Origin of the sequence: Clostridium sp. (assembly GCF_036643715.1) — a bacterium.
Taxonomy (GTDB): domain Bacteria; phylum Bacillota; class Clostridia; order Clostridiales; family Clostridiaceae; genus Clostridium.
Map to the genome: position 1 here is coordinate 73,475 of NZ_JAVXRL010000001.1, position 13,492 is coordinate 86,966.

11 protein-coding genes and 1 other annotated feature are annotated in these 13,492 nt (G+C 28.8%); of the genes, 3 read left to right on the top strand and 8 right to left on the bottom strand.

All coding sequences use genetic code 11. From position 1 onward, the window contains the following. Positions 1-105 precede the first annotated feature (105 nt). On the bottom strand, positions 106-978 hold the full coding sequence (locus RSF37_RS00355; protein WP_332562381.1) for a CAP domain-containing protein: 873 nt from the start codon (positions 976-978) through the stop codon (positions 106-108). Between the two features lie 387 nt (positions 979-1,365). Here RSF37_RS00355 and RSF37_RS00360 point away from each other — a divergent pair, with 387 nt between their 5' ends. After that, positions 1,366-1,788, top strand: coding sequence for a hypothetical protein (locus RSF37_RS00360; protein ID WP_332562382.1), 423 nt, complete (start codon positions 1,366-1,368; stop codon positions 1,786-1,788). Between the two features lie 91 nt (positions 1,789-1,879). On the opposite strand, the gene RSF37_RS00365 is transcribed toward RSF37_RS00360, so the two are convergent. Beyond that, positions 1,880-3,166 (bottom strand): dicarboxylate/amino acid:cation symporter, encoded by a 1,287-nt coding sequence (locus RSF37_RS00365; RefSeq protein ID WP_332562383.1) that lies wholly within the window; start codon positions 3,164-3,166, stop codon positions 1,880-1,882. 107 nt (positions 3,167-3,273) lie between these two features. Beyond that, positions 3,274-3,511 (bottom strand) — a binding site (T-box leader). A gap of 193 nt (positions 3,512-3,704) precedes the next feature. Here RSF37_RS00365 and RSF37_RS00370 point away from each other — a divergent pair. After that, positions 3,705-6,551: an endo-beta-N-acetylglucosaminidase gene (locus tag RSF37_RS00370; RefSeq protein ID WP_332562384.1), complete on the top strand. Its 2,847-nt coding sequence runs from the start codon at positions 3,705-3,707 to the stop codon at positions 6,549-6,551. 44 nt (positions 6,552-6,595) lie between these two features. Here the strand turns inward: RSF37_RS00370 and RSF37_RS00375 are convergent, their stop codons facing one another. Further along, a complete protein-coding gene (locus RSF37_RS00375) occupies positions 6,596-7,945 on the bottom strand; it encodes an ABC transporter permease (protein WP_332562385.1) in 1,350 nt (449 codons plus the stop codon). After that, entirely contained in the window at positions 7,935-8,615 is a 681-nt protein-coding gene (locus tag RSF37_RS00380) for an ABC transporter ATP-binding protein (RefSeq protein WP_332562386.1), read from the bottom strand. The genes RSF37_RS00375 and RSF37_RS00380 overlap by 11 nt, the downstream gene beginning before the upstream one ends. A gap of 292 nt (positions 8,616-8,907) precedes the next feature. On the opposite strand from RSF37_RS00380, the gene RSF37_RS00385 reads away from it, so the two are divergent. Next, positions 8,908-9,078: a hypothetical protein gene (locus RSF37_RS00385; protein WP_332562387.1), complete on the top strand. Its 171-nt coding sequence runs from the start codon at positions 8,908-8,910 to the stop codon at positions 9,076-9,078. Positions 9,079-9,130: 52 nt separating this feature from the next. Here the strand turns inward: RSF37_RS00385 and RSF37_RS00390 are convergent, their stop codons facing one another. The 4 genes from RSF37_RS00390 to RSF37_RS00405 form a co-directional block, all read right to left on the bottom strand. Next, positions 9,131-10,561, bottom strand: coding sequence for a glycosyltransferase family 39 protein (locus RSF37_RS00390; protein WP_332562388.1), 1,431 nt, complete (start codon positions 10,559-10,561; stop codon positions 9,131-9,133). A 26-nt stretch (positions 10,562-10,587) separates the two neighbouring features. After that, the gene (locus tag RSF37_RS00395; protein ID WP_332562389.1) at positions 10,588-11,526 is read right to left on the bottom strand and encodes a ribonuclease Z; all 939 of its coding nucleotides are present in this window, start codon (positions 11,524-11,526) and stop codon (positions 10,588-10,590) included. 161 nt (positions 11,527-11,687) lie between these two features. Beyond that, the gene (locus RSF37_RS00400) at positions 11,688-12,539 is read right to left on the bottom strand and encodes a MurR/RpiR family transcriptional regulator (RefSeq protein ID WP_332562390.1); all 852 of its coding nucleotides are present in this window, start codon (positions 12,537-12,539) and stop codon (positions 11,688-11,690) included. 46 nt (positions 12,540-12,585) lie between these two features. After that, positions 12,586-13,482 carry an ROK family protein gene (locus RSF37_RS00405; protein WP_332562391.1) on the bottom strand — a complete coding sequence of 299 codons (897 nt, stop codon included), beginning with the start codon at positions 13,480-13,482 and terminating at the stop codon, positions 12,586-12,588. Positions 13,483-13,492: the final 10 nt, after the last annotated feature.

Consider the following 13,492-nt stretch of genomic DNA (forward strand, 5'->3'; position numbering starts at 1 on the left):
CTACAAGCAAAACCGCACACTAACTTAATAGTGTACGGCTCTAAATAACATATTTAAATTGTACCATAAAAATATGAACAATTCTAGTTTTCATATTTAACTGCTTTACTTAAAGAATTCTTGTGTTGCATATACTCTATCACCAGATTTATATACACCAACTCCTATACCAGTAAAGTTAGTTGATAAAATGTTTTGTCTATGACCTGGTGAGTTCATCCAATTAGTCATAAATTGATTAGCTAATGCATCTGCATCAGATACACCGCCTATGTATGCAATATTTTCTCCCCATGCTCTGTAACTTACGCCATCTGCTTTCATCTTAGCAGTTATAAGATTTCCATTTGGATCAGTATGGTCAAAATAGTTTCTGTCTCCCATATCTTGAGACTTTATTCTTGCATATTTTTGCATAGTATTATTATATGATAATTTTGGTACTCCAGCTTTAGCTCTTTCAACATTTACTTTTTCAAATATTTTAGATTCTACTTGTGCCATAAAATTTGAACTATTACTTATATTACTTGAATTTCCACCACTTGGCTTATTAGATGGTTGACTTTGTGGATTTTCAACACTTCTATTTTCTGATGTATTTCCTGACTCTTCTGTATTACAATCAGTATTTGAGTTTTTAGAATCATCTTTTTGAGCTTGTCCCTTGCTAGAAGTTTGCTTTTTACTAGTCTCTTTAACTGTATTATTTACAGCTGTACCATTCTTGCTTTCTATGTTAGCCTTTGCAACATCTTTGTCCTTTGATATTTCATTATCTTTAGACACTTCTTTATTTTTATCATTGCCTTTATTTAAATCAGCTTTTTCTTCTACATTTTTAGAGTTGCCATTATCCATAACTATTTCACTCTTTTTATCTTCACTAGGCTTATCATTTTTTGAGGTATATACCATGGCGGCAGCCCCTCCTAATAATGTAGTAGATAATATTATAGCAATTAGTTTTTCTTTCATTTGTACCACTCCTTTTTATTTTTTTGAACTATAAAAATAGCTCAATATCTTATTAGTTAAAGTACTCTTTACCCTATCTAACGCTACTATGTATATTTATAACATATTTTCAATGTATTCTTATTGGTGAATCATTTCTATAAATTACTTTTTCTTACACTAAACTAATATTAATCCTATGTTGGTAACTATACTAAAGAGTACATTAACACTATACCTAGCCTCTATAACTATTCCAATATATTCAATGGTTTTAATTACTAGGTATACTTTTTCATAATTAGTTAATTAAAAATAATTTTTTTCATATTATTATTAAATTTTGTTACCAAAAAACCCTTTTATGTGTTAAACTATTTTTTAATACTTTGAAAGGGTGATAGCATTTTGAATATTTTTTATGGTACATATGGATTTGATATACTTTCAATATTTTTACTTATAGTGAGTATGTTTTTAAACTTTAATAAGTATACTAGCTTGCTTGGAACGCTACTTATTATATATATTATTTATAGAGCTTTTTCTAAAAATATATATAAAAGAACTTCTGAACTTAATAAGTTCGTAAATATAGTAAATAAACTTTTAGGTAAATTCGGAAAGAGACTACCTAATAACTTACCAAGGACAAGCATGGATGCAATTCCATTCTTATTTAGCAAATTAAAATATACTATAGATCAAAAAAGAAAATTTAAAATTGTTAAATGTCCTAAATGTAATCAGAAACTTAGATTGCCAAGAGGTAAAAAATCACTAATAGTTACTTGTAAGCGTTGTTCTAATGAATTTAGAATAAAGACTTAGTATATTGTAATTGCTTTCAATAAAAAATGAGACTAAGCATATCCTATTGATTTGCTTGTCTCATTTTTTTATCTATATATTATTAAACTTCCTAATTATAAACTTTTCTCTTTTCTGTTTCATCTACAATTAATGCAGCTACTGCTGACCCTGTAACATTAGTTGTTGTTCTCATCATATCTATTACTGAGTCAACTGCAATTACCATAGCCATTCCTTCTATTGGTAATCCTAAAGTTGCAAGTACAACTGTTGTAGACATAGTCGCAGCACCTGGTACCCCTGCTATTCCAATTGAAGATATTATAGTTGTTAAAACTATTAAAATATATGAGTAAGTTGTAAGTTCTATATTAAAAACGTTAGCTACAAATACTGCAACTATTGCAGGATATAATCCGCCACATCCATTCATTCCAATAGTTGATCCAAGAGGTGCAACAAAGCTTGCTATATTTTCTGATACCCCTACTCTATTAACTAAGGATTCAATTGTTACTGGTAATGTTCCATAACTACTTTGACTTGTAAATGCCATAGTTTGTGCAGGTAATATCCCTTTAAAAAATTGTAATGGATTCTTTCTTGCAACAAATGAAATAAGTGGTGTGTATACAAATATAAACTGTAATATTGCAGCTACATACACTGCTACAATAACCCATATTAGAGACTTAATAGTATCCAATCCATTGCTAGCTGCTGCTGTTACAATTAATGCAAATACTCCGTATGGTATTAATCTTAAAACCATCTTAGTTATTCTTAAAACTATTTCATAAGCTGATAATACGAAATCTTTAAAAGGCTTTGCCTTTTCTTTATTAATATTATCTTCGATCACTAGTGCAACTGCAATAAATAATGAGAATATAACAACAGGAATTATTCTATTATCTACAATTGCAGCAACAGGATTTGATGGTAACATGTCAATTAAAACTTGTGAAAATCCTGGTATTTCTCTAGCTTTAAAATTCTCTGCTCCTACAAAAGTTAAACCTTGTCCTAGTTTTAATAAATTAGCTACAATAAGACCTATAACAGTTGCAACTCCAGTAGTGCCAAGTAATATAACAAATGTTTTAATCCCTATTGATTTTAATGTTTCTAAGTTCTTAAGTCTAACTATACTTGTTATTAATGAAACCATAACAAGTGGTACAACAATCATTTTAATTAAAGACATATACCCTTTTCCCACTATATCCATAAATAAAATATTTTCTTTGAAAATAATCCCAAGTATTAACCCTAAAGTAAGTGCTGTTAGTGTTGCATATGAGAACTTATTTGTTTTAGCCCTCACCTTATATATAAGATAAACTGATGCTATTGATAATAGTATTGCTAATATTAATTTTATATTTATTTCCATAATAATTACTCCTTCATTTTAGATTTAATTTATATTTTTGCTGGCCGGCAAATATTCAATAGTTAAAGATATCCGTAAAACAAAAAAACCTTCTGCCACTGTAATACTACAGAGGCAGAAGGTTATAACTTCCACGGTTCCACTCTTGTTAGATAATAAATATCCATCTCATTTCAAGTACAATAATACTCTAACTCTATAATGGGAGTTCCCATAAAAACCTACTTAATTCGGCTTTTCTGCTCCAAGGGGCACTTCACTAATACTTATTATAGGTTATCTCAGCAAACTAACCTCTCTCTGTAGTAACTTATATTACTTACTTTCCCTTTTCAACGCATTTAAAAAATCTTCTTTAATTGTTTTTTATAATATATTATTTTATTTTAATAGTCAAGCATATTTCATTATATTTATTATTGGAATTATTTCACTATTTCTAAAATTACTACACTATTTTACAAATACCCTCCATGTTAAAATTTAATTAATCGTTTACAGATTAGTAAAATATTATTTACAAAGGAGATTTTCTATTATGCGTTCAAAAAAAATCAAAATTCTAATTACTGTAGGTTTAGCATGCTCTTTAAGTTTAGGTTTAATATCATGTTCAAGCGGTTCTACAGCTGGTAGAGATACTAAAGCAACTTACCAAATTACAGAGGAAGCTGGCGACTCATCTGAACTTATTATGATGAATCAACCAACAGCACCACATTGGTTCCCGAATCAATTATTAGAATGGGATGGAAAGTCTGCTGAAAATGTTGAGTATAATAAAAGTGTAGTTCCACTTGCTAAAAGAGTTGATAAAGAAAAACTAACTCCAGTTAATGAGACTCAAAATAAAGATATGAATGTTGTAGCTATTTCAATGATGAATGGAAGTACTAGTGGTAACCCATCACAAGGTTCAAATAAATTTGGTGCTAATACATTCTCATATTGGCAATACATAGACAAACTTGTTTATTGGGGTGGATCAGCTGGTGAAGGTATAATTGTTCCTCCTAGTGCTGATGTAACAGATTCAGCTCATAAAAATGGTGTACCTGTATTAGGAACAGTCTTCTTCCCAACAACTGAACATGGTGGAAAAGCTGAATGGGTTGATCAATTCTTAGTAAAAGATAAAGATGGTAATTTCCCAATGGTAGACAAGCTTATCGAATCAGCTAAGACTTTAGGCTTCGATGGATGGTTTATAAACCAAGAAACTGGTTTAACAAAGGGAGAAAATGATTTTATAGATCAAAAAGATACGGCTAAAGAAGGCGCTAAAATTACTAAAAAACATTCTGAACTTATGCAAGAATTTATAAAACAATTCAAAGCTAAGGCTAAAGATGATTTAGAAATTATGTGGTATGATTCAATAACTGAAAATGGAGAAATGGATTGGCAAAATGCTCTTACAGAAAAAAATGATTATTTCTTAATTGATGGAGATAAAGAGTCTGTAGCTGATAGTATGTTCTTAAACTTCTGGTGGACTAATAAAAAATATGCAGATAAAGAACTTCTACAAGCTTCAAATGATAAAGCTAAAGAACTTGGCTTAAATCCATTTGATTTATATGCTGGAATAGATGTACAAGCAAATGGAGTAAATACCCCAGTTCGTTGGGATTTATTCGAAGGAAAAGATAATGCTCCACTTACTTCACTTGGTCTTTATTGCCCAAGCTGGACATATTTCTCTTCAAGTAACGTAGATGAATTCCAATCTAAAGAAAATAGATTATGGGTTAATGAATTAGGTGATCCATCTAAAGCTACTGAGACTAAAGATAAAGAATGGAAAGGTATATCAACATATGCAGTTGAAAAAACTGTTGTTAATTCTCTTCCATTTACAACTAACTTTAATATCGGTAACGGATACAATTTCTTCATTGATGGAGAAAAAGTTTCATCTCTTGATTGGAATAACAGAAGTCTTGCAGATATAATGCCAACATATAGATGGATTATAGATAATGAAGGTTCAAATACTTTAAAGGCATCACTTGATTTCTCTAATGCCTTCTATGGCGGAAATTCAATAAAGCTTGCAGGAAATCTTGGAGCTGATGAATCTTCAACTATTAAACTTTATAGTGCTGATTTAAAAATCGAAAAAGGAACTAAATTCACAACTACAGCAAAATCCGATAAAGAAGTAAACCTTGATTTAGTATTAGAATTCCATGATGGAAGTTCTGAAACAATAACTGGAGATAAAGCTGTTGGATCTGAATGGACAACTGTTTCATATGATGTTTCTAAGTTAAAAGATAAATCAATTAAAACAATTTCATATAAGCTTACAAGTAAAGAAGCTGTAAGTAACTTAAACTTAAATTTAGGAAATATTTCTGTATCTGCTGATAAGGAAGCTAAAAAAGTTGATGCTTCAAACTTAAAAGTTGATGATACAAGTTTTGAAGAAGATAACATGTTTGCTGGAGTAAAACTATCTTGGGACGAGGCTGACAAAGAAAACCTTAGCCATTATGAAATTTATAAAGTGAATGGAGATAAGTCAAAAACTTTCTTAGGTGCAACTCCAAATAACAAATATTTCTTAAACGCATTAAAGAGAAATGACAAATCAGATTCAACTGAATTTGAAGTAATTGCAGTTAATAAAGACTTTAAAATCGGGAAATCAGCTACTACAAAAATGGATTGGCCAGATAATAGTATTCCAAAAGCCAACTTTAAAGTTTCAAAAACATTAGTTACTCCTGGCGAAGAAATTAAATTTGAAAACTTAAGCTCTCAAGTTACTGAAACTGTAGAATGGAGCTTCCCAGGTGCTAAAGTTGAAACAAGTACTGAAAAAGCACCTACTGTAAGCTACGATAAAGAAGGAGTTTACAATGTTACTTTAAAGGCTAAAAATGATAAAGGCGAAGATGTAAAAGTTATGGAAGAACTTATTACTGTAAGCAAAAAAGCATCTAAAGATCTTACTAATCTTTCAAAAGGTAAAAAGGCTGAAGCTTCAAGTTTTGTAAATCCAAACGAAGCACCAGAATTTGCATTAGATGGTAAGGCTGATACTAAATGGTGTGCTGTAGGTACTCCTCCACACAACATTACAATAGATCTTGGAAGTGTTATGACAGTTAGTGAAGTTCGTATGGCTCATGCTGAAGCCGGTGGCGAAAGTCCTGACATGAATACTTCAGACTACACAATTGAAGTAAGTGAAGATGGTAAGAATTTCACTGAAGTTGTAGCTATTAAGAAAAATTCACTAAAAGAAACAATTAATTCATTTAAGGCAACAAAAGCTAGATACGTAAAAGTAAATGTTTCAAAGCCTGCTCAAGGTTCAGATTCAGCTGTTAGAATTTACGGAATTGATGTTTTAGGAATGAATGATACTATTTAACAAAAAAACGGGATGTTTAAAAACATCCCGTTTTATTTTATATCTTACTCGTACTTTAATGCATCAATTGGATTTAACTTAGCTGCTCTTGCAGATGGGTATAATCCTGCTAATATTGTAATAACTATAGCAAATACTATTGTTATTATACTTATTTTAATTGGTGATTCAAATACATTATTTAAAAATGCAACATCTGAAACACCTTTTGATTCTAATAATGCTTTAGCTATTATTTTAATAATAAATAGATTAAATAGAGAAAATACAGTTCCAAGTACTCCTCCTAAAAATCCTATCGTTCCAGATTCAACTAAAAATATTGCTTTAATATCGCCTTTTGATGCTCCTACTGCTTTCATAACCCCAATTGATTTAGTTCTTTCATAAATTGACATAACCATTGTGTTAATTACTCCAAGTGCAGCAACAAATAATACTATTATACCAACTATAGCTAGTATTGATTTTACTACTATAAATACAGATTTTATCTTTTCTGCAACATCTACCATTGAGAATGTTGAATATTTTAAATCTTTTTGTATGTATTCATTAACAGGCTTAACATCCCCAGCATCTTTTACACTTACGCTTAATGTTGTAGGACCTATTTCCTCATACGTATACTTATTACTTCTCTTCATAAACTCATTAACTTTATCAGCTACTTTGATTGTTGTCACAACAGCTTCTGTTGAATTAACATTTTCATTTATTATTCCAACAATTTTAACTTTGATTTTTAAGGGATCTTCTTTTATTGATGCAAAGCTTCTATCTGCAATGATATCTACATCTTTTCCTACTGCATCATTTAAATTTTCAATTCCTAAATTCTTTGCTAATTTTTCTGTTATCATACATTCATTTTTATTATTATCATTAAGTAACTTTCCAGCTACTAAATATTTTATATTAGTATCATTCTTCTTTTTTATTGCTGATTCTACATCAGATTTTGAGTATATACTATAGTTAGTGTCTACTCCATTTATTGATGATATTTTTGTATCTTTTTTTCCATACTTTATACTAGTTGCATCAGCACTAAAATTTGATACAACATTTTCAACATTATCTTTACCTTTTATTTTATTTATATTTTCTTTAGTTATTTTTTTATATTTTACGTTTGCTACTGAATTTTCATTGTTATTATTTGCACTGTCATCTGTAGCTGAAGTATATTCTGATGGTATTACAGATACAGTATTAATGTTACTAAACTCTCCTAATGAATCAGTTATAAGCGTTTCAACACCTTTTCCTAAACTAACCATTGTTATTATAAGCATAACACCAATAGCTACTGCAAAAGCTGTTAAAAATGTCCTAAACTTTCTTCTACCTAAGTTCGAAAAAGCCATTTTTATGTAATCTTTAATTTTCATTTGAATTAATCCCCTCTATTTTTCCATCTTTTATTGTTACTACAGTTTTAACTTCTTTAGCTTGTTCATTATTATGAGTAACCATAATAATGGTATATCCCTTATTATTTAATTCCTTAAGTAATCCCATTATTTGCTCTCCAGATTTTGAATCTAGATTACCTGTTGGCTCATCTGCAAATATTATTTCTGGATTATTTACAAGTGCTCTTGCAATTGCAACCCTCTGTCTTTGTCCTCCTGACATTTCAGTTGGCTTATTTTTAAGCTTATCTGAAAGTCCGACTTTTGTTAAAGCATCTGTCGCCATCTGTACTCTTTTTTTACCAGATACTCCAGCAAATATTAAAGGCATCATTACATTTTCTAATGCAGACTGAGAAGCTTCTAAATTAAAGTTTTGAAATACAAAACCTGTTTTTGTGCTTCTATACTTTGCAAGCTCCTTCTCCTTAAAGTTGCTTATATCTTTTCCATCTATTGCAACTTCTCCATTAGTTGGCTTATCAAGTCCCCCTATTATATGCATAAGTGTAGATTTTCCTGACCCTGAAGGTCCTGTAATAGCTAGGAAATCTCCTTTTTCAATCTTTAAATTTATATCATCTAAAGCATTAAAAATTTCTTTTCCCATTTTATAACTTTTATTTATATTTTTTAGTTCTATCATTATTTGCCCCCTTTTAATTAGATATTTTTTCTATATTTACATAATATATCATTACGTTATATAAAATATCCAATTTTACTGATTGTTTTTAAATAAGTTAATTTCAGTTCATAAATTTAACTATTTATTTAAATTTATTTTTTATTTTTAATTATAGTAACAATTTTATTATTAATTTTACTAATAATTCACTTATACATTTAAATATTTACATACTAAATAAGCTTATTTTTTTATGCAATATGGATAAGCTAATATAGAGTTATATTTGTTTAAATAGGAGGCGTTCTATATGGATAATAATAAAAACAGATTAAAAGATAGGCCAAAGTCTAATGCGGAAATGAGAAAAATGTATTCAGAGTCTGGTGCTGAAATAGGAATCGATAATGGTAAAAAAGCTGGTGCTCATGCAAATGGCAAAAAGTTTACTAAAAGATCTAAGTTATCTCATAATAAATAGAAAAATCACCAAAGGAATTATTTAAATCCCTTTGGTGATTTCTTAATTGTTATTATCTTTCATTACTTTTCGATAGATTTAATATAGTTGTAAAAACTTCAGCTGTTAATATAATCATACATGGAATTATAAAATATCTATATCGTGTTTGTACTTCTACAATTAAATGAGCAAGAACATAGCCTATAAATATTATCATAAACAAATGATAGTTATCTAAATATTTCCTCTTTCCTATACTAATTATTATTGATACAAACGCCAATATAACTATACCTATAAACTGAAGTTTTTCTGTCCTTAAAAGTATTTGTCTTAAATCTTTTGGTGCTTCTTCATAGTTTAAAGCAAATGAAATACTTCCCCAGTCGCTTCCTGACCACATATATTCGAACTTTCTTTTGAATAATTTAACTATTTCTTCCTTATTTTCTAATCTTTCAAATATTAATTTTTTTTCAAATTCATCACGTTCTTCACCTAATGGATATTTATTTACTAAATCCCCATCATCTGGATTCCATAATCCATTATGATCTACATTTAGTCCAACGACAAATTTCCAATACGGCTCTCTATTTCCTAAATTATAATCCGTAAGCCCCATTCCTTTAAACGCAGCAGATACTAGCGTAGTTGTCATCATATATACTATTAAAATAAGTATTGATTTTGCAATATTATTAGTTACAAACACTTTTATATTTCTTATATTATCAAAGTCTTTAAATATTAAAAATAATACTATTCCAATCATAACTATTATACCTTCTGGCCTAATTACATTACCTAGAGATATTATTATTCCAGAAAAAATTAATCCTATGTAGTTCTTATCGTATTTCATAAATATATATAACCCGATATAAATAAGAAGAGTTGCAAGATGTTGGTTTGTAAGGACTGATGTCATCGCTATACTAGTTACATAAAAACAGTATATTAAAGCTGGTATTCTACTTCCATTGCCTCTTTTTAAATTATTGCATATTAAATATATAACTACTGGAATACAAGCTGAAATAACAGCATTTGTTACCTTTAATACTTCTATTGAATCTCCAAATATTCTTAATATATTTGATTGGAAGAATGCAAATCCTAACTGATAAACCCATACACTAAAGTATTCACTATTTCTTACTAAATCTGTATTTCCATTTAAAATGTTCTGTGCACCTTCATACATTTGAGTAAAATCTGAAACTGGCTGACTATTAATATTAAGTACCCAAATTAGCCTTATGATAAATGCTACACTAAATAACCCTAATATAAAATATTTCTGATCCTTTATCTTATATAGAGCATACCCGGCACATAAAGACAGTAAAAAATATATAAGAACATATATTTTTTCACTTGATGTAACATGAATTTTTTCTGCATCACTAATATTTAAATTTATCATTAAACCTAAGCTTATTAGTGTAATTATTAGCACAACATAAAGGGATGCTTTTTTTATAAACTTTATTGTCATTTTACCACCCATACCCATTAATTTTATTAGTTTTCATATTTTAGACTCATAGTTAATCTATCTTCCCCAATAATTGTGTTTTTAAATATCTTTGTAGCATTTTCTTTAAAAATTTCAGGCTCCATCATCGCAGGGGTAAAATGTGTTAATAGTAATCTATTAACATTTCCAGCCTTTGCAAGAGTTGCAGCCTCACTAAAAGTCATATGTTTATTCTTTATTGCTTTATCAATATCTCCATTATCTCCATAAGTTCCTTCACAAATAAATAAATTGCTTTCATTTATAAATGATTTTATTGTATCTAATGGTCTTGAATCAGTTACAAAGCTTATTTTAATTCCTTTTCTCTCTTCACCTAGAACCATGCTACCTTCATATTTTTTCCCGTCATGTACTATACTTTTATTTTTTTGAAGTGCGCTCCAGAGTGTTTTAGGTATATTATTTTCTATAGCTTTTTCAACTGAAAACTTTCGTTTTCTTTTTATATATAAGCTATAACCTAAACAAGGTGCAGAGTGTTGTAATTCTAAAGTATTTAAAATAAGGTTACTGTCTTCTATATTCTCTTTTATTCCTTTTTTATTAACATTAAAGTTAACTTCACTAGGGTTTTCTATAACATTTATTTCATAAGGTATATATTTAGCTACAAGCTTATAAGATTGTATAAGTTCTTTTGTTCCTTCTGGTCCTATAATTGTTAAAGGTTCAGTCCTTCCACTATTTCCAATAGTTCCAAGAAGTCCAGTCATTCCATTTACATGATCACCATGAATATGACTTATACATATAACATCTATAGACTTAAATCCTAAAGATGCCATTCTCATAGATACTTGTGTTCCTTCACCGCAATCTATAAGTATCTTTCTTCCTTCTACATTAATTAAAACTACAGAAAGGTTTCTATATGGCATTGGCATTCCCCCACCACAGCCTACTAAACAAATGTCTATCATAATTTCACCACCATTCTATAATTAATATTCCAAAAATATTTCCATAATATATATTTTATCATTTAAATAGACTATAACATCTTAAATTTATCATAAAAATAAAAAAAGAGATATAAAACTACAAATTATTTCATATCCCTTTAATAAAATTATTATATTTTTTAATAATTTTCTCTATAAACTTCAATTGCACGTGTTGTTTTAAGTTTTTTATCTAATGCTTCATTGAACATTTCTTTAATAACTTCTGTATAAACTAAATCCATTAAAAAAATTTGTGGTAATTTAGATGATACCGATCCTGTTTCAAATACAGTTTCAGTTGAAACATAAGTAAGTTTAATATCTGAAAGTTCCCTTAATTTATTTTCTGTATTTTCTGTTATTGAAATAATCTTAACCTTATTAGATTTAGCTTGTTCTACTGCTTTTAATATTTCTTTAGTTGTTCCAGAGTGAGATATTGCTATGACTAAGTCTCCTCTTTCCATAATGGAAGACATCATAATCATTGTATGACTATCTGTTAATTGACATGTATTTAATCCAATTCTCATGAACTTGTAATTACTATCAACTGCTGTTATTCCTGAATATCCTATACCAACAAAATATATTTTTCTAGCTGTTAATATTAATTCCCTACATTCTAAAATATCCTCTTCATTAATATTATCAACAGTACTTCTTAATACATCCACTGTTGAATTTAGTAGCTTATTTGCAGTTTCTTTCGTTCTTTCATCTTTAGCTACATGTGGACTAATTACACTCTTTTGCTTTTTTATTGATAGTTCTTTAGCTAGTGTAACTTTAAAATCTTGGAATCCACTAAAGCCTGCTTTCTTGCTAAATCTTGTTATAGTTGCCTCTCCAAGTGCTGATTCTCTTGCAATTTCTGATATTGATTTATATATAACATTATCTAAATCGGATTTTATATAATCAATTAATAGTTTATCTGACTTAGTAACCTTAAAGCTAGGATTCTCAAGTTCATTTAATAATCTCATTCATACACCTTCTATAATTTGTATTTTTATAATAGTATATCATTTCCTATTCATTATTTACATTATGTCTTTGTAAAAAATTATATAATGCACCAATCATCCCAGCTGAATTTTCTAATTTTGCAAATTCTATTTTTGTATTCTCTCTTACAGATTTTATAATATATTTATTAAGTGCTTTATCAACTAATGGTGCTATTATATCTCTTCTAGCCATAATGCCTCCACCTAATACAATCACTTCTGGATTAAGTAAATATGCTATATTTGATATTCCTATACATAAATTATTAATTAGCTTTTCTAATTCTTCTATACATATAATATCACCTTTTTCATACTCATCGAATATACATTTGCCATCAATCTCACTAGATAATATTCCTTTTCTTCTTGAAACACTATTAACGAGTGCAGTAGTTGATGCTATATCTTGTATTTGAAATCCATTTACTATCGTATATCCTATTTCACCTGCTGAATTGCTAAAACCATGATGAATTTTGCCATCTAATACAACAGCACCTCCAATCCCAGTTCCAACAGTGATACATACAATTGATTGTTTCATAGCACCAACACCAAGCCAAAATTCACCCAGCGCTGCACAATTAACATCATTTTCAACTTCGCATGTAACATCAAATTCATCTTCTAATATTTTTTTTATTTCTGTTCCAGTATAGTTTGGTATAGTACTTCCTGCATATATTATTTTACCTTCCTCACTACATACCATACCAGCTGTAGATACACAAATTCCACTTATAATATATTGTTCATTGTAATATTTAATAATCTCTTTTACTTTATCCATTATACCTACTCCACCTTTATATGCTTCTGTAGGTCTAATCCCATTTTTAATTATATTTCCATATTCATTTATAAGTCCATACTTAATATTTGTTCCACCTATATCTAAAGCTACATATAATCTCATTTTAATCACC